The sequence below is a fragment of the Neisseria sp. HMSC078C12 genome, assembly GCF_001838065.1.
Classification (GTDB): Bacteria; Pseudomonadota; Gammaproteobacteria; order Burkholderiales; family Neisseriaceae; genus Neisseria.
Genome location: NZ_KV835582.1, coordinates 85524 through 108614 on the forward strand (window position 1 = coordinate 85524; position 23091 = coordinate 108614).

Here is a 23091-nt window from a genome sequence, read left to right on the forward strand (position 1 = left end):
TTTATTCTTCTTCATTCGGTTTGTTTTTATCTTTTTTGCGCCATAGGCTCTTAAACAATGCGCCTGCTGCAACAGCACCGAAAATAATCAGTTTGCCGAATTTAGCCAGTAATGCGCCGGCCAAGGCCAATAATCCCAGTTTTTTTGCAGCGATACCGCCAACCAAAGCAGCCAGTCCGTATTCGGCCACTTTGTCGGTTGCGGCATTGAAATCGCTGTAACGCTTGCCTTCATTGAATTCGATATTGCCCAACAATTCTTGCACAATAGGTTTGTATTGATCTATGCTTTTCAAATCGGTGATCATAGTCAATTCAATATAGCCTTCGCGTCCCAGCTGGAAAGTATTGTAGTTGATGGCAGGATTGGGATCGGGTTCGTTTTTATTCAGAACGTCAATCGACCAAATCAGACGATGGGTCTTTGCATCATATTGCGGTTTTTCCACCCAGCCGCGTGTTTCCAATTCCGGCAGGTTGCGGGAGGCACGTTCTTTATTTTGTTCCTCGGTACCTTCTTTCAGCTGCTCGAGCATGGCCTCAACATCCCATTCTTTGGCATCATCGTCTTTGATGTAGCCGGAATCGGTAAAGGTCAGGTCTACCATCCAATTAGTATCACCGTCCTCGTTTTCCGACTCGGGGAGAATCAGGCCGTAGCGGTTGGGATCTGTGGCGTTGCCTGCTTCCCTCATCATGGCGTTGGCGCGATTTTTTTTCACAAAGACCATTTTTGCAGGCAGTTTCAGTTTGGCCTGATTGCCCAAATCAACGGTTGCCGGGCCTTGGACGATCTGGTCGTCAACATAGTTTGTGGCAGAATCCGGAGCTTGTTGCGCTTCTTGCTCAGATGCCTCAACGGCAGAAGCAGTGTCAGCTTTGGCAGCAGACGCGGGTAAGGTTTGGATAGATAAGAGGGCAGCCAAAACGGCGTAGGCGAGACGGTTGCTTTTCATCATAGGGTTCTCATGAAAGAAGAATTAAAAAAGATGCAGACAGCCGCAACACCATATGCTCCGGCATGACTAAAGGGTAAATTTTACAATAAATAAATCATATTTACATATCTAAATATGACTGTAATTTAAAAAATACAGGAAAGTTTTTTGAGGGGAGGCAAAGTAATTGGTTGAAATTCAAAAAAGCCGTCTGAAAACTGGGGATGCTGAAGTTTTCAGACGGCCTTTTCTAATAAAACCAGAAAATAATGGAATAAGGCGGAGAATATGAGAAAATAATGCCTGCCTGTCGAAACAGATGATTGGATTAACTTTTATCAGCAGCCTGAATGTCCGGATTGGATAAAATAAGCCATTAAGAACAAAGACCAATAAGCCTATTATGTAAACCTGGCAGCTGAAAAATCGGCTCTGCGCTTTACTTTACAAATCAAACAACTTTAAAGGAAAACTCATGAAAAAAACCTTACTTGCCCTGATGATGTTATCTGCCGCCGCGGCGTATGCCGGTGAGGCGGAAGACCGTTTGCTGTCTGTCCAATCGGTTTACCGTGCCGCTTTGCATGAGCAAAACAGCAATGACAGCAAAATCATTTCCCTGCAAAGCGATTTGGAAAGCGCGCAGCGCCGTTTGCAGGCTGCGCAATTCGATATTGACCGTTTGAAAGGCGAAATTCAGACGGCTTTGGCTCAGAAAGACCAGCAAAATGCCAAGCTGCAACAAGCCGGCCAGATGTTGGACGCGGCGTGGAATGCCGTTTACGGTGTAGGCGGCAGCAAGGCGAATCAATAATTTAGACATTGTATTATTTGCGTTTTACGCTTCTTTTATCATATTTATAAGGAAACCTCATGTCCCTACCTCCCTGCCCGAAATGCCACTCCGAATACACTTACGAAGACGGCACCCAATACGTTTGCCCTGAGTGCGCCCATGAGTGGAACGAGGCCGATGCTGCGGCTGCAAGCGATGATGTATTGGAAGTCAAAGATGCTAACGGCGCAGTATTGCAAGATGGCGATACGGTTGTCTTGATTAAAGATTTGAAAGTCAAAGGCAGTTCTATGGTCATCAAGCAAGGAACCAAAGTCAAAGGCATCCGCTTACAAGAGGGCGACCACAATATCGGTTGCAAAATCGATGGCAGCGCGATGAACTTGAAATCTGAGTTCGTCAAAAAAGCCTAAAGATTTTATTTTTGAAAGGCCGTCTGAAATCCGAAGAGTAGGATTCAGATGGCCTTCATGTATTTCGTTTAAAATAAAACAAATCTTTATTTAAAATTAAATAAGCTTAATAGAGTTGAATTTCAGGCCGTCTGAAAAAACGGCGGCAAAATGTTCCGCACATACGCGGGTGCAAAACCGTTAAAATAACGCTTTCCCCTATTCTACGGAACCATTATGCCTCAGCCGACCGCCAAACAGATTTTGCACGAAGTATTCGGTTATCCCGAATTTCGTGGCAAGCAGGAGGCTATCGTCAATGCTTTGGCCGGCGGCGAGAGTTTGATGGTGCTGATGCCGACGGGCGGGGGCAAGTCTTTGTGTTACCAGATTCCGGCGCTGATGCGCGAAGGCGTGGCGGTTGTCGTATCGCCGCTGATTGCGCTGATGAACGACCAAGTGGCCAGCCTGCATGTGGCCGGGATTGAAGCGGCGGCAGTCAACAGCAGCACATCGGCAGATGAGGCGCGCGAGATTGCTGACAAGCTTGCCCAAGGCCGTCTGAAACTGCTTTATGTTGCGCCGGAACGCTTGGTTACCGACCGCTTTTTGCGTTTTCTCGACCAACAAACCGTCAGCCTGTTTGCCATTGATGAGGCGCATTGCGTCAGCCAATGGGGACACGATTTCCGTCCCGAATATCAACAGCTCGGCATGCTTGCCGAACGCTATCCGAACGTCCCGCGCATCGCCCTGACCGCTACCGCCGATGCGGCCACGCGCGCCGACATCAAGCATTATCTGCACTTGGACAATGCGCCCGAATTTATTTCCAGCTTTGACCGCCCGAATATTTATTATCAGGTTATCGAAAAAAATAATGGCAAAAAACAATTGCTGGATTTCATCCGCAAGCAGATGCATGGGCAAAGCGGCATTGTGTATTGCTTAAGCCGCAAAAAAGTCGAGGATGTGGCGCAGTTTTTGTGTGAAAACGGCTTGGAGGCGATTCCGTATCATGCCGGTTTGAGCATGGACGTGCGCGAGGAAAACCAACGCCGCTTTACGCATGAAGACAATATTATTGTGGTGGCGACCGTGGCGTTCGGCATGGGCATAGACAAACCCGACGTGCGCTTTGTCGCCCATCTCGACATGCCCCAAAGTGTCGAACATTTCTATCAGGAATCGGGGCGCGCCGGCCGGGACGGGCTGCCTGCCGTGAGCTGGCTGTGTTACGGCTTGAACGATTGGGTGTTGCTGCGCGAACGGATTGCCGAAGGCAACAGCGACGAAGTGCAAAAGCAAATCGAAATGCAAAAACTTGATGCCATGCTTTCCGTCTGCGAAACCGCCGCCTGCCGCCGCGTGTTGCTGCTCAAACATTTCGGCGAAGAATCCGAACCCTGCGGCCATTGCGACAACTGCCTGCATCCGCCCGTGCGGTTTGACGGCACGGTGTTGGTGCAAAAATTACTCAGCTGTGTGTACCGCGCCGGACAACGTTTTGCCGCCGGTTACATCACCAACCTTTTGCGTGGCAAAAGCGACGATTGGATACAGCGCAACGGCCATAACAAGTTATCCACATTCGGAATCGGCAGCGAACAGACCGACAAGGAATGGCGCAGCGTCATCCGCCAGTGTATCAGCTTGGGCTATCTCACTGTTAACGTCGAGCAGCATCAAGCCCTGCAGCTGACCGAAGCGGCAAAAAAAGTCCTCAAGGGCGAAACCGAAGTCATGCTGCGCCCCCTGCGCCGCGAAAAAACGGCCACCCAAAAGCCGAAAGACGATTGGTTGCGTACCGAGCGCGAAGAGCGTTTGTGGCAGGCATTGCGCCAGTGGCGGCAACAACGCGCCCGGGCCGAGGAAGTGCCGGCCTATGTGGTTTGCGGCGACAAAACCCTGCGCGATATTGTCGAAAAAATGCCCCGAAGTTTGGAAGATTTGCATCAAATCTACGGCTTGGGCGAGGCGAAAATCAATAAATTCGGTTTGGAGATACTCGACGTTTGCGAAACGGCCGAAGCCGGTACGGTTTCCACAGACAGTACACAGGTTATCCACAGTTTGGGAGAGCGCGAACAGGCCTTAAAACAGGCTTTGGAAACGTGGCGCGAGCAGCAGGCAAGTGCCGATCAAGTCACGCTGGGAACGGTATTCTCCAACGAAAGCATGGACGACTTGCTGACCAATACGCCTGCCGAACCCATCGACCTTTTGGGCGTGTATAAACTTGGCGAAAAACGCATCGAACAATACGGCGAGGGCATTTTAAGCATCTGCCGCCCGTTTTCAGACGGCCTGAGCGAAGAGGACAAACGCAAACGCCGCTTGATGCGCCGTCTGCTTAAGTGGAACATCGATACTGCCCGCCATGAAGGCCTCGAAGCCTATCAGATATGCAGCAAAGTCACCCTGCGCGCCATTGCCGCCCGACGGCCGCAAGATTTGGCGGAGTTGGCGGAAATCCACGGCATGAATGAGGAAAAAACCGACAAATACGGCGCGGAAATTGTCGAATTGTGCAAACAAGCGGATTAATGGATTGCGATTATCATCAAAGGCCGTCTGAAACCCAATCAAGCATGGCGTTTCAGACGGCCTTTTTGAATTTTTAATCTTTATAAAACAATGAATAAGAAAATATCTTCATTTATTTTGTCAGTTTTTTAAAGCTGCCGCGTCTAAACAGGCATGAAAAATGGGATGGTGCCGATGGATTTTTCGTCCCATCCCATTCGACACACATCGATTAGGAAAATAAATGAACACCTCATCCAACCCCTCTTGGCAGGCCGCTTTCGGTTTGTTGGCACTCAGGCTTTTTGCCGCGTATGAATTTCTTGAGTCCGGCTTGGAAAAATGGAACGGGGAAAACTGGTTTGCAGAAATAAACAGTCAATTTCCCTTTCCGTTCAATTTGTTGTCGGATACGGTTAACTGGAATTTGGCCATGTGGGCGGAACTGGTTTTGCCTGCGCTGCTCATCATCGGCTTGGCAACACGGCTGTCTGCGTTGGGATTGATGGTTGTGACGGCTGTCGCATGGTCTGCGGTACATGCCGGCTTGGGTTACAATGTGTGCGACAACGGTTATAAAATGGCACTGATTTATTTGGTGGTTTTATTTCCTGTCCTGTTACAGGGCGCTGGCCGTCTGTCTTTGGATGCACTGCTGAAGAAACGCTGTTGCCGCATCAAGCATTTTCTTTAAGGATTATCTTTAAGGATTAATGGTCGCGGGCCGACTTTAAATGCCCGATATTATCCCTTGATTTATTTAAACCCATATTTTAAAAAGGAAGTTGAAATGAAAAAAAATGTAGCTGCTGCTTTGGCCGGTGCACTGTCCCTGTCTTTGGCTGCCGGTGTTGTTGCCGCTGATAAAGCCGCCAGCGACGTGGCTGTTGAGAAAACTGTTAAAGCTGCCGAAGGTACTTGCGGCGCGGCTGCCAAAGCTGGTGAAGGTTCTTGCGGCGCAGCCATGAAAAAAGCACACGCCAAAAAAGGCAAAGCATCTAAAGCCAAAGCTGCCAAAGTAGTAGAAGGCAAATGCGGCGAAGGTAAATGCGGTTCTAAATAATCCTGCAACATACCTTTAACAAAGTCGCATTTTATGAACGAAAATGCGACTTTGTCGTTCATACGGCACCATAACAGGACATCACCATGATTCAACATGCAGGCTTGGGCTACCGCCGCGACTTGGCGGAAGACTTCCTCTCGCTTTCAGACGACAGCCCGATACGCTTTATCGAAGCCGCCCCCGAAAACTGGCTGAAAATGGGCGGCAGGGCGCGCAAACAGTTTGACCGCGTGGCGGAACGGCTGCCGCTGGCATTACACGGATTATCCATGTCGCTGGGCGGACAAGCCCCGCTGGATACCGATTTGATAGACGGAATCAAAGAAATGATGCGCCGTTATGACTGTACGTTTTTCTCCGACCATTTGAGCTATTGCCACGACGGCGGTCATCTCTACGATTTGTTACCGCTGCCTTTCACTGAAGAAATGGTGCAACATACCGCGCGCCGTATCCGCGAAGTGCAAGACCGGTTGGGCTGTCGTATTGCTGTAGAAAACACGTCCTACTACCTGCATTCTCCACTTGCCGAGATGAACGAGGTTGAGTTCCTTAACGCCGTTGCACGCGAGGCCGACTGTGGCATTCATCTCGATGTGAACAATATTTACGTCAACGCTGTCAACCACGGCCTGTTGTCGCCCGAAGCCTTTTTAGAAAATGTGGATGCAGGGCGCGTGTGCTATATCCATATTGCCGGACATGACGTGGAAACGCCGGAATTGTTGATTGATACCCACGGCGCGGCGGTATTGCCGACCGTTTGGGATTTGCTCGAACTGGCCTATGCCAAGCTGCCGACGATTCCGCCTACCCTGTTGGAACGCGATTTCAATTTTCCGCCTTTTGCCGAACTCGAAGCCGAAGTCGCCAAAATCGCCGACTATCAAACGCGTGCCGGAAAGGAATACCGCCGTGCAGCCTGAAACCTCCGCCCAATACCAACACCGCTTTGCCCAAGCCATACGCGAAGGCAAAGCCGCCGACGGACTGCCGCAAGAGCGGTTGAACGTCTATATCCGCCTGATACGCAACAATATTCACAGCTTTATCGACCGCTGCTATACCGAAACGCTGCAATACTTTGATAGCGAAGAATGGGGCCGTCTGAAAGAAGGTTTCGTCCGCGACGCGCGCGCCCAAACGCCCTATTTTCAAGAAATCCCCGGCGAGTTTCTCCAATACTGCCAAAGCCTGCCGCTTTCAGACGACCTCTTGGCACTGATGGACTTTGAACACACCCAGCTGCTCGCCGAAACCGCTCAGACCGACAGCCGAACAACCTATGCCGATTCAGACGATTTGGCTTACACCCTTTCTCCCGCCGCCTTTGTGCGCCGTTATCAGTATGACGTGACCGACGAATTGCAGGAGGCGGAAACTGCCGTTTTGGTGTGGCGAGACAACGAAGACGACGTGATGTACCAAACCCTTAACGATTTCGACGCCTTATTGCTGGAAACGCTGGCAGAGACGCCCACTTCCCTAAACGGCCTGCAAACCATGCTGGCAGAGTTCATGTCGTCTGAAAGCGGCTGGCAGGACGCATTAAGGCAAAAATGGGCTGGCTGGCTGGAACAGGGCATTTTGGTTGCGGCATAAATCAAGGCCGTCTGAAACGGGTGCAGTCGGTTTCGCCGAAACAAAAATACTACTGAAATCGTTTATAGATTCAATCGCATGCTCTTGCCGTATCAGCGTAAAATCAGAAGCATATTGATCATTCATTTCATACTGATACATTATGGCCCTACCCGAACTGACCGATGCCGAGCTTGCCGAATCCCGCAAACTGCTGCTGCGCTTTGCCCATATCCAGCTGCCCGACCGCCCCGATTTGGCGGAAGACCTCGTACAGGAAACCATGCTTTCCGCCTACCGCGCGGCCGAAGGTTTCAAAGGAGATGCACAAGTGAGTAGCTGGTTGTTTGCAATCTTAAAAAACAAAATTACCGACTGCCTGCGCCAAATCGGGCGGCAACGCCAAGTTTTCGTCACGCGCGACGAGGAAGCCTTGGATGAAGCTTTTGAAGGACATTTTGCCGCTGACGGGCATTGGACGGATGAAGGACAGCCTCAGGGTTGGGACTCGCCCGAAGCCAGTTTGAACAATAAAGAGTTCTATCAAGTTTTGCAGACCTGCCTCTACCATCTGCCGGAAAATACCGCCCGCGTGTTTACCATGAAAGAGATTCTCGGCTTTTCAAGTGATGAAATCCGCGAGCAATGCGGCATCAGCCATGCCAACTACCACACCATCATGCACCGCGCTCGTGAAACCTTGCGCCAGTGTCTGCAAATCAAATGGTTCTCCCATGCCTGACAGGAAAATGCCATGAAAAAATGCCGCAAAATAACCGATCTGATTTCCAAACAGCAAGACCAAGTACGTCTCAGTCTTTTTAACCGCATTGCCCTTGCTGTGCACCTGTCGCTCTGCCCCCGTTGCCGCGAATATAAGAAACAGCTCGAATTAATCAGCAACGCCATGCACAAGATGTTTCGATGATTCAAAAAAAGGCCGTCTGAAACCTAACCCTGTCAGTTTCAGACGGCCTTTTTGTGTCCGCTTGATTTATCGCTAACCTTGAATAAACCGTGGCGGGATGCCCACTTTTTTAGTTGCCTTTATTTTCAAATTCGCGCCGTTGGCCTTTGTCTATTTGAGGCATGGGAGAAAGATTCTAATACGGTAGAACAAGATAAAGGCCGTCTGAAAGATGAATTTCAGACGGCCTTTTTCACGGCTTTTAGTGTTGTTCTTCCGGCTCGGGTTCGTCTTTGCCGAACCAGTTGTCAAAGCGGATGGTGTATTTCAATTCGCCGCCGGATGAGCGTGTGCCGATGCGGGCAATGGCTTGGATGGCGCGGGTCAGTTGGTACACGAGTTTGACGGATTGTTCGGCGCTGGAGATGCCATATTCGTAACCTACGTAGAGGTTGTTGGTGAGCTGTTTGCCGACGGTCAGGACTTGTTCGGCAGGGTTGAGCTCGCCGGTTTGGGCGTTGCGGCTGCGTTTGCTGGTAAAGCCCAAATCATCGACAAGGCCGATGCGGTCGTTGACTTGGCCGGCAAGCAACGCGCTGGCGGCGGCGGAGAGCGTGGCGTTGTCGCCGTCGCTGCCGCTGCTGGCACGGTTGAGGATGAGCCAGGAGAGTTTGTCTTTTTCGCTCATGGCTTCTTTGGCAACCAGGGTTACGCGCGGATTGGTGAGGCTGCCGAGAACTTCGACACCTGCGCCGACCGGGGAGAGGCGGCGTTCGGCACGGATGTTGAGGTTCGGATCGGTCAGCGGGCCGACGAAGGAAACCGCGCCTTTGGTGATGTCGAGGTCTTGGCCGTAGGCTTTGTAGCGGCCTTTAACAACGCGCACGGTGCCGACGCCTTGGACGGCTTCGCCCGGGCGGGACGTGATGGTTAGTTTGCCGCCGATGGTAACGTCTGCGCCGTAGCCGACAAAGCGGACATTGTCGTTGATGTTCAAGACAAGGTTCAGATTAATCGGCGTGGTGGCCGTTGCTTCTTTTTTGGTTTCGCCCAGTACAACCACGTCGTCATCGAGGGTCGGCATGGAGGATTTTTGCGAACCAAACCTGCCGTAGTCGGTGTTGAGCGTGCCGTTGAGCGATACGCCTTTTTCCGGATTGTAGAGGACTTTGGCCGCGCCGGAGAGCTGCAGTTGGCGGTTTGGACGCGAGAGGGTGCGGTATTTGTCGAAGACGATGTCCACGTCGACATCGGGGTTGGCGTTGGCAAGGTTGACCGCGCCTTTGAGTTCAATCGTGCCGCCACGGTGGAATTTGAGGCTGTCGATTACCCATTTTTGACCCTGCAGGTGCGAACGCAATACGCCGTTGTCGAGAATCAGGCCTTGGGTTTGATGGCGGTAATAGAGGTTGTCGCCGTTAATCTGGCCGCTCAGTTGCGGATCGTTCAGACGGCCTGCCAAGTTGACGGCGGCGTTCAGACGGCCTTTGAGGGTTTGGCCGACGGGCAGGAAGTTGCGGAAGACTTCGAGGTTGGCAACATTCAGGTTGAGCTTGCCGCTCAGAGGGGCGGTATCGAAGCTGGTACCCTGACCGATGTTGACAATGCCGTCTGCTCGGCCGTAATTGGTTTGGAGGTCGAGGTTGCTGTTGACGGTAGGCGAACCGAGTCGGCCGCCGATGGTGGCGGTCGCGTTCAGACGGCCTGCAATGCCTTGGGCTGTCGCCGGCATAAAGGATTTGAGCGAGCCCAAATCGGGAACGTTGATATTGACCTTGCCACTGACGGGGGCGTTGTTGATGTTGTTGCCGAACTGTTGGGCGATGCCGAGCGTGCCGTCAACTTTGCCGAAGCGGGTGTTGCCTTCCAGCGTGCTGTCGATGCGGCCGTTTTGGAAACGGGTGCGCAGGGCGAGTGCGGAAAGTCCCAAAGGCTGTTTGTTTTTCGGGTCTTTGCCCGGCAGGATGATGTCGCCGCTTTGTCGGCTGATGTTGAGGAAGCCGCGCGCGTTTTGACTATACGCCAAATCCCAGTCGCCGCCCAAGACGAGGTTGTGTTCGATGGGCGGGGTGTAGAAGTTGTGCAACTCGGTAATGTGCAGATTTTGCGCGCTGCCTTTGCTGGTAATGCCAGCTTTTTTGTCCCAAACGAAATTTTGCAGGTTGAGGCTGCCGCCCATGGCCGCCCAGCGTGCGCTGCTGAGGGAGACGCGTTCGCTGCCGGCTTCGAGGTTGAGGCGGTTTTGCAGTTTGAGGTTGAACGCGCCGCTGATGTCGAGCGTGTCAACCGTGCCTTTCCATTGGGTTTGGTCTTTGTTGAGGCCGCCGGCGGCGTCGAGGTCGAGCTTGTAGCGTTTGTTGTCCACCGCCATGTTGCTGTTGCCGCGGATGTGGTGGTGCGAGCCTGTGCCGCTGATGAGCAGGTTGACGTTGTCGATCATGGCCGTGCCGCCGGAGACGGCGATGTGTTCGCCTTTAATGTCGGCACTCAGCGGACGGTTGATGTCGGGCGAACCTTTGAGCTTGAAGTCGAGGGTGCGGATGTTGACGGCATCGGCGACTTTGAAGTTGCGCGCTTCGCCGTTCAAATCGGCTTCAAGGGTTTTGAGGCCGTCTGAAAAGCTGCCGGAGATGTAGCCGCGCGCGTTGAGCAGGCCGCCCAAGCCGAAGCCGAAACGCGACAAATCGGGGGCGGTAATGTTGAGGTTGAGGCGGTCGCCTTTTTTGCCGAAGCTGCCGTTGGTTTTGACGATGTTGCTGCCGAGGGTCAGGTCGGTCAGGGCGCGCGAGAGGTGTTTGTTTTCATAGGCGACGTCGGCTTTGCCGCTGAGCGGAACGCCGTTGAGCGTACTCGGTGCAAACTGCATTTTGCCGGCGAATTTCTCTTGCGCCAGTATGCCGGTCAAGTTGATGTTGCCGTTGACGCTGCCTTGCGGAAGCTGCGGATCGATGCGCGCAGGATTGAAGGCTTTGCTGATGATGTCCAGTTGCAGTTTGCGGTCTTTGAAGAGTTCGAGCGAGCCTTTGGCGTTGAGTTCGCCGCCGTTTTGCGGAACCAGGCGGACTTTGTCGAGCTTGAGCGTGCGCTGGCCGAGCTGTTTGTCGGTTTGGAAAAACAGCATGCCGTCTGTGCGCGCAAATCCGCTGTCGAGATTCCAGTTGACGACGGGGGAGGAGGTTTCGCCTTTGACGTCGATACTGCCGTTCAGACGGCCTGCAATGTTTTGACGGACAAAGTCGTCCGCGCCGGTATTGTTGATGCCCAGTGCGAGTTTGAGCTGGTCTTGGGCGGTGTCGATAGAGCCGGATACGTCAATGCTGCCGTCTTTGAGCAGGCCGACGCCGATGTCTTCGATTTTGACCGTGCCTTTGTCGTCGACGATGAATTCGCCGAGGATGCGTTTGACGGGGATATGGTTTTCATCGGCAAAACCGGCTTGGTCGTTTTCCAAGTCTATCGAGCCTTCCAGCGCAACGCCGTCTGTAAAGGACGGAATGGTGGTGGCGTCGAAATTCAGACGTGCTTTGGGCAGGGTGGGCAGGAAGGCCTGCGGATTGATGTTGGAACCTTTAACCAGGATTTCGCCGACGGTTTCGTTGAGGCTGTCGGCGAATGGGTGGATGGTGGATTTGGCAGACAAATGAACGTTGTCGCCGTCGAGCAGCAGGTCGGTGTACACGTCTTGCAGGCTGCCCCACAGGCGCACCGTGCCGTGTATGGTTTCGCCCTCAAGCTGGCCTTTGGTGTAAATAGCGGTATTGAGGACGTAGGGTTTATTCAAACCGAGCACCACCGCGCCTGTCGAGCTGCTCCATGGCGTATCGGCAGTTTTGATGTGGAGGCGGTGTTCTTTTTTGTCGTAATGATAGGCCGCGTGCAGATGGTCGAGATAGACGGTCTGCTTGTCAAAACGCTTGCCCACGCTGATTTTGCCGGTTTCCAAACGGTCGAGATAGGCGGTAACGGGCAAGTCTATGCTATCGGGCAGGCCTTTTGACGGCTCTTCTTCTTTGGGCGGCGTGCGTTTGGTCACGATGGCGATGTCGCCGGCTACGACTTCGGTAATGTGCAAAGACGGACGGAACAGCTCGGACGGTTTCCAATCAAAACGGAAGCTGCTGATTTTGATGTCCGCACCGTCTGTTTCAATCAACCATTTGTCGCCTTCAAAACCTTCAATCAGCGTGCCTTTCAGTGTGTCCGAAGAGATTTTGACGCCGAACCATGACGGGATTTTGTACAAACCGAAACGCAAACCCGATTCCGTACCGACCAGCCAGCCGATCGCGCCGGCGGAAACGGTCAATACGCCCAAGGCGGACAGAACAAAGCCGCGCAACAGGCGTTTTTTGCGCTTTGGCGGGGCGGGCTGTTGTTCAGATGGCGTGGAAGTGTTTGCAGTATCGGTCATGATATTTTTCTGTTTGTCTGTTGTTCAGACGGCCTGGAATGGCTGAGGCCGTCTGAAAGAATGGATGGTGTATGTTTGTTAAAACCTTGTGCCCAAGCTGATGTGCCAGCGGATTTTTTTGTCGTGGTGGCCGTAGGCGATGTCGAAGGAGAACGGCGCAACCGGGCTGAACCAGCGCACACCCAAGCCGGTACCGTGTTTTAAGGTCATGTGTTTGAAGTTGCTTGCCGCATCGCCGACATCATGGAAGATGGCGCCGGAGAAGCTTTTGGTAACCGGGAATTGATATTCGAGGCTGCCGACCACCAAGGCGCGTTGCGGCAGGACGGAGCCGTTGGGGCCGGCCAAACCGATGCTGTCGAGTTCGTAACCGCGTACGGAAGTCGCGCCGCCGGTGCGGAACATCAGGCTGGACGGCACTTCTTCGCCTTCGCGGGCATAAACGTAGCCGGCCTGTCCGCGTACGATGAACGTACCGATTTTTTTGTTTTCAGGCGTGAAGAAATAGCCTGCCCGTGCCGTAGCACGCGCCATTTGGGTGGAGGAGAGGAATTTGCCCAAGGTCGAGCCGATTTTGCCGTCGAGGTAGTAGCCGTTTTGAGGATGCAGCTCGGTTTCGATGCTTTGCCGTTTCCATGAGGCGGTCAGCATGGTGGCATGGCTTCGGCCCAAATCGTAGCTGGTGTTGGGGACTTTGCGGTCTTCGGTAATGAATTCGAGGCCGAAGCGGGCATCGATATTGTTACGGTCGCGGACATACCAAATGCCGCTGGACAGGGCGCGTTTTTCAAGGTTTTGCGTGGTCGAGCGGTTGTAGGAAATGTTGCTTGTCCAGTAGTTGCCGCGATTGTTGCGCGGCTGGCTGATACCGGCGGCCAGCGTGGTTTCGTATTTGTCCATGTCCCAAACGACCGAGCCGATGTAGCCTTTGTTGAAGAGGTTGTAATAGTCGTAGGCGATGCGGCCGCCGATTCCGTATTCGGAGTCGTAGCGGATACCGGTTTCCAGTTTGTGGCGTTTGACTTCGGTCACGTTGATTTTGACGGGAACGCGGTCGCCTTGCAGTTGGTCGAAGTCGGCCTGTACGGACGCGCCCGAGTAGTGGCCGTTTTGTTCGAGCGCCTGTTGCAGGTCGAGAATTTTGTCTAAGTCGTAAGGCGAACCGGGTTGGAAGCGCGCCATGCCGGAAACCACGCTCTCAGGGTAGCGGCGCGTGCCGGTGATTTGGAACTCGCCAAAGTAAATCGGGCGGTTGCTTTCCACGATGACGTTTAAGTCGGCCTTTTGGGTATTGGGATTGATGGTGGCCTGGGTGGTGGTGAGTTTCGCCAAAGGGTATTTTTTGCGCGTTACCGCGCTGAGGACGGAGGTTTTACTCGCATTCCAGCCGTCTTGGTCGAAGTTTTCGCCAATGGGCTGCTGCCAGTTTTCCATCGCATTTTGGTAGTACTCGGCCAGGTTTTCGTCATTCAATACGTCGCCGAGGATGGCCACGCTGACGTTGTCGATTTTGGTGCGCGGGCCGGGGGTAACGTTGACGGTGTAGCTTTCGCCGTGGTCTTGAATACTGACGTTGCTGTTGAAGTAGCCTTTGGTCCGGAGCATGGTTTTGACGTTGTCGGGCGCCTCTTCGGCAAGGAAGCCGACCTGCTCTTTGTCCAGCTCTTCGTCCTGCTGCTGGGTAATCAGCGGCAGATATTCTTCAAGCATTTCTTTGACTTCGCTGTCTTGGGTGTCGATTTTGACGGGGAATTTGGGCTTGAGTTTGCCTGTTTGGTCGTCTTTGGGCTGCTTGGGCATTTCGGATTCGGGAACAGCCTCGTAGTCTTCCGCTTTGGGAACGGAAGTATCTACTGCCAACGCGTGTCCGTAGGCGAGCGCCAAAGATGCGAATAAAACAGGGTAGGTCAGTTTGGTCATGATGTGTGTTCGACAGCGGCAATTCTTCAGTCTGTGGATTTTAACATTATTTCTGCAAGCTTTCAGGCTATGGTTATAAACGGAAATTTAGCGCGATAATGTTGCCAAATGCGACTTAAGGGAAGATTTTGGTTTGTTTCTATACGATTGTAATACTTATGTTTTTGTATTTTGACTGATGAAGTTGCCTTTGTATTCGGCCTTATGGCGCAGATTTCAGGCCGTCTGAAATCAAGATACAGAGGGATAAGGCAATGGTATGGGTATGCTTTAAATTAGGGTTTGAGTGGGTTTTGCTGTATTTTTGGCATAAAGTGCTAACTGTGTCATAAATGCTAAACTTTAATGCCGTTTTTGTGAGGTATGCATGAAAACCTCGCCGACAAATGATTTTTTATTTTAGAATGTAAGACTTTTTTAACATATCTTTAAATTGAAGGAACGGATATGGCAAGTGGCAATCCGCTTTTGAACGCGATTAATAGCGTCAGCCTGGTGGTACAAATCGCCATCGGCTTGGTTTTAGGTATTCTTGTGGGTGCATTTTCGCCGCAAGTCGGTATCAGCGCAGGACTGCTGGGCAGCCTGTTTGTCGGTGCGCTTAAGGCTATCGCGCCGATTTTGGTATTTGTTTTGGTGACTGCCGCCATCGCGCAACACCAAAAAGGCAATCAGGCCCACATCAAACCGATTTTGATTTTGTATATTTTTGGTACGTTTGCAGCGGCTGTGGTGGCGGTTGTCGCCAGCCTGGCATTCCCGACCACGCTGATTCTGCGTGCGGCCGGCGATGTATCCGTTGCACCGCCTTCCGGCATTATCGAAGTGTTGAAAACGTTGCTGATGAATTTGGTGGCCAACCCGATTAATGCGCTGGCCAATGCCAACTATATCGGCATTTTGGCTTGGGCCCTGATATTGGGTGCGGCTTTGCGCCATCACGGTTCGGATACGACCCGCCAAGTAGCGGCCGATTTGGCCGATACCGTTTCGACCGTTGTGAAATGGATTATCCGTTTTGCGCCGCTGGGTATTTTCGGCTTGGTGTCCTCTACCATTGCGGAAACCGGTTTTGAAGCGCTTGCCGGTTATATGAAGCTGTTGGCCGTATTGCTCGGCTGTATGCTGTTTATTGCGTTGGTGGTCAATCCGATTATTGTGTGGACGCAAATCCGCAGCAATCCTTTCCCGCTGGTGTTTACCTGCCTGCGCGAAAGCGGCGTGTATGCCTTCTTTACCCGTTCTTCCGCCGCCAATATCCCTGTGAACATGGCATTGGCGAAAAAACTAGGCCTGCACGAAGACACTTACTCTATCTCCATTCCATTGGGTGCAACCATCAATATGGCCGGTGCGGCAATCACCATTACCGTTTTGGCGATGGCTGCGGCGCACACGCAAGGCATTACGGTTGACTTCGCCACTGCCCTGCTGTTGAGCCTGGTGGCTACCGTCAGTGCGTGTGGTGCATCCGGTGTGGCCGGCGGCTCGTTGCTGCTGATTCCGTTGGCGTGCAGCCTGTTCGGTATCGACAACGATGTGGCCATGCAGGTGGTTGCCGTCGGCTTCATCATCGGCGTGATTCAAGACTCTGCAGAAACTGCGTTGAACTCTTCCACCGACGTTTTGTTTACTGCCGCTGCCGATTTGGGCCGCCAACGTAAAGAGTAATTTTTAGGTTTAAGCTCAACCCGGCAAAGGCCGTCTGAAAAGTTTCAGACGGCCTTTGTTTTATGCAAATAAAAGGGATTTTTAGATGGTCAAGCCGATAGATTGTTTTGGTCGGACTGACGGTATCCGCTGTCATCAGTCGGATTTTTCCCGTAAAATACAGTCTTGAATGTATTTGAGTTATCCTTTTCAGACGGCCTGGCCGTCTTATCAAATTTGCAAAAACAATGATTAAAAAAATATTCTCATGGTTCGAGTCCCGCATCGATCCTTATCCTGAAGCCGCTCCGAAAACGCCTGAAAAAGGGTTGTGGCGGTTTATTTGGAGCAATATTGAAGGCGTGCGCAAATGGATTGCCGTGTTGGCCGTGTTTACGGTCGGCGTCGGCATCATGGAAGCCTTGATGTTCCAGTTTATGGGCAAGGTGGTCGACTGGCTCGGCACTTATACGCCGCAAACGCTTTTTGTTGAAAAAGGCCATGCATTAATCGGCATGATGGCCATGGTGGCATTTTTTGCCGTTTGGACCTTTTTCGCTTCCAATGTACGCCTGCAAACCCTGCAAGGCGTGTTCCCCATGCGCCTGCGCTGGAATTTCCACCGCCTGATGCTGGGACAAAGCCTGGGCTTTTATCAGGACGAGTTTGCCGGCCGCGTGTCCGCCAAAGTCATGCAAACCGCGCTGGCGTTGCGCGATGTTGTGATGACCGTTGCCGATATGGTTGTGTATGTGTTGGTGTACTTCATCACTTCCGGCGTGATTCTGTCCTCATTCGATGCCTGGCTTATCGTGCCGTTTATCTGCTGGATGATTGGATTTGCCATGATTATGCGTTTCCTGATTCCCAAACTCGGCAGAACCGCTGCGCGTCAGGCTGATGCGCGCTCACTGATGACCGGCCGCATTACCGATGCATATTCCAATATCGCCACCGTCAAACTCTTCTCCCACGGCGCACGCGAGGCTGCTTATGCCAAGCAGTCGATGGAAGAGTTTATGGTAACCGTCCATGCCCAAATGCGTTTGGCAACGCTGCTGCATACCTGCAGCTTTATCGTCAACAGCTCGCTGACCGTCGGCACAACCGCTTTGGGCATTTGGCTTTGGTATCACGGTCAAGTCGGCGTGGGCGCGGTAGCCACCGCCACGGCCATGGCATTGCGTGTGAACGGTTTGTCGCAATACATCATGTGGGAATCCGCCCGATTGTTTGAAAACATCGGTACCGTCAACGACGGCATGGCCACCCTGTCCAAACCCCACACCATCCTCGATAAGCCGCAAGCCCTGCCGCTGAAAGTTACCCGAGGCGAAATCAAGTTTGAACACGTCGATTTCTCCTACGAAGCAGGCAAACCGCTCCTCAACGGCTTTAATCTGAACATCAAACCCGGCGAAAAAGTCGGCTTGATCGGCCGCAGCGGCGCAGGCAAATCCACCATCGTCAACCTACTCCTGCGCTTTTACGAACCGCAAAGCGGCACGATTTCGATCGACGGCCAAAACGTGGACAGCGTGACCCAAGAAAGTCTGCGCGCCCAAATCGGTCTGGTAACGCAAGATACCTCGCTACTGCACCGCTCCGTGCGCGACAACATTATCTACGGCCGCCCCGATGCCACAGACGCCGAAATGATTTCCGCCGCCGAACGCGCCGAAGCTGCCGACTTCATCCCTAACCTTTCCGATGCCAAAGGCCGGCGCGGTTATGACGCACACGTCGGCGAACGCGGCGTGAAACTTTCCGGCGGCCAGCGCCAACGCATCGCCATCGCCCGCGTTATGCTCAAAGATGCGCCGATTCTGTTGCTTGACGAAGCCACCAGCGCGCTCGACTCCGAAGTCGAAGCCGCCATCCAAGAAAGCCTCGACAAAATGATGGAAGGCAAAACTGTGATTGCCATCGCCCACCGCCTCTCCACCATCGCCGCGATGGACCGCCTCATCGTCTTGGACAAAGGCCGCATCATCGAAGAAGGCAGCCATGCCGAGCTCCTCGAGAAACAAGGCCTGTACGCCAAACTTTGGGCGCACCAAAGCGGCGGTTTCTTGAGTGAGCATGTCGAGTGGGAAAACAATTAAACGCTTTGAAAGAAGATAACAGGCCGTCTGAAAACATTTTCAGACGGCCTTTATTCATGAAGCAAAGGGCAGGCGGGATAACTGCTTTTTCAGTTGAAACCTTAGTTTTACAGCCCCAGCGACCAAGCATTTTGGTGTTCGGACAAATCTTCCAAGCGGTTTTCGTAATGGGCGAAGATTTCTTCGATGATTTCGTCTTCGTCGTCGATGACGCGGATCAGGTTCAAGTCCTCTTCCAAAATCAGGTTTCTGCCCAGCAACTGCTCGCGTATCCAGTCCAACAGTCCCGCCCAAAATGCTTTGCCCACTAAGATAATCGGGCGGTCGGGCGTTTTGCCGGTTTGCACCAAGGTCAGGCTTTCAAACAATTCGTCCAACGTGCCGAAACCGCCGGGCATGACGACATATGCCACGGCGTGTTTGACGAACATGACTTTGCGCGGGAAGAAGTGTTGGAATTTAATCGACAAATCTTGATACGGATTGGCTTTTTGCTCGTGCGGCAACACGATATTCAGCCCCACTGCCGGACTTGTGCCTGCAAACGCGCCTTTGTTGGCCGCTTCCATAATGCCCGGCCCGCCGCCGGAAATCACGGAAAATCCGGCATCCGACAGTTTGCGCGCCAAGCGCAATGTGAACGCGTAGTCGGGATGGTTTTCGGGCGTGCGCGCGCTGCCGTAAATGCTGACGGCGGGCTGAATGGCGCGCAATTCTTCGCCGGCTTCGACAAATTCGGAAATAATCTTCAATACATGATACGACTCGCGCGCCTGAATATCGCGGCGGGTTTCGTCGGGCAGCATGGGTTTGGGCAGTTTTTTGAGCAGGCTCACGGCTTTTCCTTCGTGTTTTGTGTGCCGTATTGTAACCTGAAAGAGGCGGGCCGTCTGAAAGTCGGGTTTCGGCGGCAAGTGTGCCTGCCACATTTTCAAAAGCCCGTTACAATATCTGCTTTTATTCCGACTGCTCCGCCATGCTCGATATTATCCACCGCGACAGCCGCACCATCGCCGTCAACAAACCTGCCGGAATGCTGGTGCACCGAAGCTGGTTAGACAAACATGAAACCCGTTTTGCCGTGCAAACCCTGCGCGACCAAATCGGGCAGCACGTCTATCCCGTCCACCGCCTCGACCGCCCGACTTCCGGCGTCTTGCTGTTTGCCCTTGATACGGAAGCCGCACGATTATTGACGCAGCAGTTTGAAAACAAAACCATCGAAAAAATTTATTGGGCGATTGTTCGCGGCCATCTGCCTTCAGACGGCCTGATTGATTACGCCCTTAAATATATGCCCGACAAAATCGCCGAAGCGCAGACCGAAGCCACTTTGCAGGAAGCACAAACCGCCTACCGTTGTCTGGCGCAAACCGAGTTGCCGTTCCAATCCGCGCTGCGTTATCCGACCTCGCGTTATTCGTGGGCCGAACTTACGCCGCACACCGGCCGCAAACACCAACTCCGCCGCCATATGAAACACATTTTCCACCCCATCGTCGGCGACACCAACTACGGCGATTTGCGCCAAAACCATGCCGTTGCCGAACATATCGGCACGCAACGCCTGATGTTGCACGCGCGAAGCCTCAGTTTTCAAAGCATAGAAGACAGCAGCCGGATGACCGTGCAAGCGCCGATAGACAATGACTGGCAGCTTTGGTTGGAAAAATTCAAAACCGAGGCCGTCTGAAAACTGAAACCGCACATTTTCAGACGGCCCGGTCATGGAAAAAAACAGGCAAATCCCTTACAATACGCCCCTAAAATTTTGAAAGAACACAAGAATCATGGAAGCCGAATTAATCAACCAGCTTAACAACACCCTAAACGACCTGGAGAAGCGCAGCGAAGACATCCGCGTCTATATGGACTATCAAGGTAAAAAAGACCGATTGGAAGAAGTCATCGGCCTTTCCGAAGATCCGGAACTCTGGAACGACCCTAAACGCGCCCAAGAAATCGGCAAAGAGCGCAAAATCCTTGAAGGCATCGTGGTAACCCTCGACAACATCGCCTCAGGCATCGAAGACAACCGCATGCTGATCGAAATGGCCGTTGAAGAAAACGACGAAGAAGGTTTCGCCGCCGTGCAGGAAGATGTGGCCGGTTTGGAAAAACAAATGGCCGACCTCGAATTCAAACGAATGTTCAACCAGCCTGCCGACCCGAACAACTGCTTTATCGACATTACCGCAGGCGCGGGCGGTACCGAAGCCGAAGACTGGGCGGGCATGCTGTTCCGCATGTACAGCCGCTACGCCGAGCGCAAAGGCTTCAAAATCGAAATCCTTGAAGAAGACGACGGCGAAATCGCGGGCATCAACCGCGCCACCATCCGCGTGGAAGGCGAGTACGCCTACGGCCTGCTGCGCACCTAAACCGGCGTTCACCGCTTGGTGCGCTACTCGCCGTTTGACTCCAACAACAAACGCCACACGTCTTTTTCATCCGTGTTCGTGTACCCTGAAATCGACGATTCCATCGAAATCGAAATCAACCCGGCCGATTTGCGTATCGACACTTACCGCGCATCCGGTGCCGGCGGTCAGCACATCAACAAAACCGACTCCGCCGTGCGTATTACCCACGAGCCGACCGGAATTGTGGTGCAATGTCAAAACGACCGCTCGCAACACGCCAACAAAGCCGCCGCGATGGAAATGTTGAAATCCAAACTGTACGAATTGGAAATGCGCAAACGCAACGAAGAGAAACAGGCATTGGAAGACGGCAAATCCGATGTGGGTTGGGGCAGCCAAATCCGTTCGTACGTCTTGGACTCCTCACGCATTAAAGACTTGCGCACAGGCTACGAAGTCGGCAACACCAAAGCCGTTTTGGACGGCGACTTGGACGGCTTCATCGAAGCCAGCCTGAAACAAGGCGTATAAACCGTAAAACATAAAATGCCGTCTGAAAGATTTCAGACGGCATTTTTCAGTTTGAAAGAAACAATATTTTGCAAATATTAAAACATGTTTTGCAAATGCAAAGATTGGCGGTAATATATAGTTTCTATAAAAATGATTGGTAGGTGCAATAGGCCGTCTGAAGCCTGATCCTGTCCAATATAATTAGGAGAACTTATTAAATGTCCGGTCAAAAGCTGTCTTCTGCCGAGAAAACTTTCTTCGGCCATCCTTTGCAATTATCCACCCTATTCCATATTGAGCTGTGGGAGCGTTTTTCCTTCTACGGTATGCAGGGCATCCTGCTGATTTATCTGTATTACACCGCGAGTCAAGGCGGTTTGGGTATGGATAAAGCCTTGGCCGGTGGCATTGTCGGCGCGTACGGCGGCAGCGTTTACCTGTCCACCATTCTCGGTGCGTGGTTGGCCGACCGCATTTGGGGTGCGGAGCGTACCCTGTTTATCGCCGGCATCGTCGTGATGACCGGCCATATTTTATTGGCGATCGTACCGGGTTTGATGGGATTGCTGCTGGGCTTGGTGTTTATCGCGCTGGGTAGCGGCGGCGTGAAATCGTCTGCCGGTTCGATGGTCGGTTCTTTGTATGAACGGGAAGACCTGCGCGAATTGCGCGATGCCGGTTTCTCTATTTTCTATATTTCTATCAATATCGGCGGCTTCTTAGGCCCGTTGTTGACCGGTATTTTGCAAGACAGGATGGGTTTCCATTACGGTTTCGGCGCGGCGGCCGTCGGCATGGCATTCGGCCTGCTGTGGTATTCGCGCGGCCGTAAAAACCTGCCGCATACGCCGGTTCCCAATCCGTTGCGCCCTGAAAAGGTGCAGACCGCCATGGCTGTCGGCGTGTTGCTGGTTTTGGTGTTGGGCAGCGTGATTGCTTCCGGCGCGCTCACCCTTGAAAACTTCTCCCGCTGGCTCTTGGGCGTGGTTATCGTTACCGTCGTCGCTTATTTCGCGCGCCTGTTGGGCAGCAGCCACGTTGACGCGGCCAATAAACGCTATATTTTGGCCTATATTCCGCTGTTTTTGACCATTTGTATGTTCTGGGCGGTTTGGTTTCAGGTGTATACCGTTGCGACGGTCTATTTTGACGAAACAGTGGACCGTACTTTCTTCGGCTTTACTGTGCCTGTTTCATGGAAAGATTCGATACAGGCCATGTGGGTGGTCCTCTTTTCCGGCGTGATGGCGGCGGTGTGGACGAAAATGGGCAAACGCCAACCTAAAACGCCGTTGAAGTTTGCACTGGCCATGTTGGTAACCGGCGTCTCTTATTTGAGTTTTATTCCGTATATTTCATCCGGAACCCCGATGCCGATTATCGTGTTTATGCTGGTATTGCTGGCGATTACGATAGGCGAGCTGATGCTGTCGCCGATTTCGCTGTCGTTCTCCACCAAAATTGCACCGAGCATGTTTAAAACACAAATGGTTGCTTTGAATTTCTTGGCATTGTCCATCGGCTTTACCTTGGGCGGAGTGTTGTTTAAAGACTACTACAATGCTCAGTCGCCATTGGATTTCTACTGGATGCTGGCCACCATCGGCGCGGTAACCTGCGGTATCCTGTTGGTACTCGCCCCGGTATTGAACCGCATGCTCAAAGGTGTCGATTGATTTTTCCATTTAAATGGATGTGATGTATACAGGCCGTCTGAAAATAATCTATTTCAGACGGCCTCATGTTTGATTGGAAATCGGAAAAGGGCCGAATTCGGGGCATAAATCGGATAGGCGGAGAATCCGAATGAAATGATACATGATTAAACCGAAATTAAAATTTAGAAATATTAAATACAAATAAGAATTGTTCTCATAACTTTATTGAATTTATTGAGATTTTTTTGCTGATTTGCTGATATTTA

At 52.3% G+C, this 23091-nt stretch carries 17 protein-coding genes and 1 pseudogene; 14 read left to right on the forward strand and 4 right to left on the reverse strand.

Annotation, left to right across the window (positions count from 1 at the left end; genetic code table 11):
- Position 1: 1 nt before the first annotated feature.
- Complete coding sequence (locus HMPREF2596_RS00745; protein ID WP_070848925.1) at positions 2 to 958, reverse strand: DUF2167 domain-containing protein; 957 nt, start codon at positions 956 to 958, stop codon at positions 2 to 4.
- 454 nt (positions 959 to 1412) lie between these two features.
- On the opposite strand from HMPREF2596_RS00745, the gene HMPREF2596_RS00750 reads away from it, so the two are divergent.
- From HMPREF2596_RS00750 to HMPREF2596_RS11165, 9 genes are all read left to right on the forward strand, one after another.
- Positions 1413 to 1751, forward strand: coding sequence for a hypothetical protein (locus HMPREF2596_RS00750; protein WP_070848927.1), 339 nt, complete (start codon positions 1413 to 1415; stop codon positions 1749 to 1751).
- A 59-nt stretch (positions 1752 to 1810) separates the two neighbouring features.
- Positions 1811 to 2146, forward strand: a complete 336-nt coding sequence (locus tag HMPREF2596_RS00755; RefSeq protein WP_036492361.1) for a zinc ribbon domain-containing protein YjdM — start codon at positions 1811 to 1813, stop codon at positions 2144 to 2146.
- Positions 2147 to 2362: 216 nt separating this feature from the next.
- A complete protein-coding gene (recQ, locus tag HMPREF2596_RS00760) occupies positions 2363 to 4672 on the forward strand; it encodes a DNA helicase RecQ (RefSeq protein WP_070848929.1) in 2310 nt (769 codons plus the stop codon).
- A 223-nt stretch (positions 4673 to 4895) separates the two neighbouring features.
- Positions 4896 to 5345: an HvfX family Cu-binding RiPP maturation protein gene (locus HMPREF2596_RS00765; RefSeq protein ID WP_036492355.1), complete on the forward strand. Its 450-nt coding sequence runs from the start codon at positions 4896 to 4898 to the stop codon at positions 5343 to 5345.
- A 96-nt stretch (positions 5346 to 5441) separates the two neighbouring features.
- Positions 5442 to 5714, forward strand: coding sequence for a hypothetical protein (locus tag HMPREF2596_RS00770; RefSeq protein ID WP_049333024.1), 273 nt, complete (start codon positions 5442 to 5444; stop codon positions 5712 to 5714).
- A gap of 86 nt (positions 5715 to 5800) precedes the next feature.
- A complete protein-coding gene (locus tag HMPREF2596_RS00775; protein WP_070848932.1) occupies positions 5801 to 6643 on the forward strand; it encodes an HvfB family MNIO-type RiPP peptide maturase in 843 nt (280 codons plus the stop codon).
- Complete coding sequence (locus HMPREF2596_RS00780; RefSeq protein ID WP_049323684.1) at positions 6633 to 7319, forward strand: HvfC family RiPP maturation protein; 687 nt, start codon at positions 6633 to 6635, stop codon at positions 7317 to 7319. The genes HMPREF2596_RS00775 and HMPREF2596_RS00780 overlap by 11 nt, the downstream gene beginning before the upstream one ends.
- A 142-nt stretch (positions 7320 to 7461) precedes the next feature.
- Positions 7462 to 8040 (forward strand): sigma-70 family RNA polymerase sigma factor, encoded by a 579-nt coding sequence (locus HMPREF2596_RS00785; RefSeq protein WP_063068580.1) that lies wholly within the window; start codon positions 7462 to 7464, stop codon positions 8038 to 8040.
- 12 nt (positions 8041 to 8052) lie between these two features.
- The gene (locus HMPREF2596_RS11165) at positions 8053 to 8226 is read left to right on the forward strand and encodes an anti-sigma factor family protein (RefSeq protein WP_049323681.1); all 174 of its coding nucleotides are present in this window, start codon (positions 8053 to 8055) and stop codon (positions 8224 to 8226) included.
- 241 nt (positions 8227 to 8467) lie between these two features.
- On the opposite strand, the gene HMPREF2596_RS00790 is transcribed toward HMPREF2596_RS11165, so the two are convergent.
- Together HMPREF2596_RS00790 and HMPREF2596_RS00795 are read right to left on the reverse strand one after the other, a co-directional pair.
- Positions 8468 to 12616 (reverse strand): translocation/assembly module TamB domain-containing protein, encoded by a 4149-nt coding sequence (locus HMPREF2596_RS00790; RefSeq protein ID WP_070848934.1) that lies wholly within the window; start codon positions 12614 to 12616, stop codon positions 8468 to 8470.
- Between the two features lie 78 nt (positions 12617 to 12694).
- On the reverse strand, positions 12695 to 14536 hold the full coding sequence (locus HMPREF2596_RS00795) for an autotransporter assembly complex protein TamA (protein ID WP_070848936.1): 1842 nt from the start codon (positions 14534 to 14536) through the stop codon (positions 12695 to 12697).
- Positions 14537 to 14983: 447 nt separating this feature from the next.
- On the opposite strand from HMPREF2596_RS00795, the gene sstT reads away from it, so the two are divergent.
- The gene (sstT, locus tag HMPREF2596_RS00800; protein WP_070848938.1) at positions 14984 to 16207 is read left to right on the forward strand and encodes a serine/threonine transporter SstT; all 1224 of its coding nucleotides are present in this window, start codon (positions 14984 to 14986) and stop codon (positions 16205 to 16207) included.
- 227 nt (positions 16208 to 16434) lie between these two features.
- A complete protein-coding gene (locus tag HMPREF2596_RS00805; protein WP_070848940.1) occupies positions 16435 to 18291 on the forward strand; it encodes an ABC transporter ATP-binding protein in 1857 nt (618 codons plus the stop codon).
- Between the two features lie 107 nt (positions 18292 to 18398).
- Here HMPREF2596_RS00805 and HMPREF2596_RS00810 read toward each other — a convergent pair whose 3' ends face one another.
- Positions 18399 to 19127: an LOG family protein gene (locus HMPREF2596_RS00810; RefSeq protein ID WP_070848942.1), complete on the reverse strand. Its 729-nt coding sequence runs from the start codon at positions 19125 to 19127 to the stop codon at positions 18399 to 18401.
- Positions 19128 to 19267: 140 nt separating this feature from the next.
- Between HMPREF2596_RS00810 and truC the strand changes: the two genes are divergently transcribed.
- The 3 genes and pseudogenes from truC (at position 19268) to HMPREF2596_RS00825 (ending at position 22843) form a co-directional block, all read left to right on the forward strand.
- Positions 19268 to 19984: a tRNA pseudouridine(65) synthase TruC gene (gene truC / locus HMPREF2596_RS00815; RefSeq protein ID WP_070849121.1), complete on the forward strand. Its 717-nt coding sequence runs from the start codon at positions 19268 to 19270 to the stop codon at positions 19982 to 19984.
- Between the two features lie 97 nt (positions 19985 to 20081).
- A pseudogene (prfB, locus tag HMPREF2596_RS00820) lies at positions 20082 to 21185 on the forward strand (peptide chain release factor 2).
- A 200-nt stretch (positions 21186 to 21385) separates the two neighbouring features.
- The gene (locus HMPREF2596_RS00825; RefSeq protein ID WP_070848944.1) at positions 21386 to 22843 is read left to right on the forward strand and encodes an oligopeptide:H+ symporter; all 1458 of its coding nucleotides are present in this window, start codon (positions 21386 to 21388) and stop codon (positions 22841 to 22843) included.
- Positions 22844 to 23091: the final 248 nt, after the last annotated feature.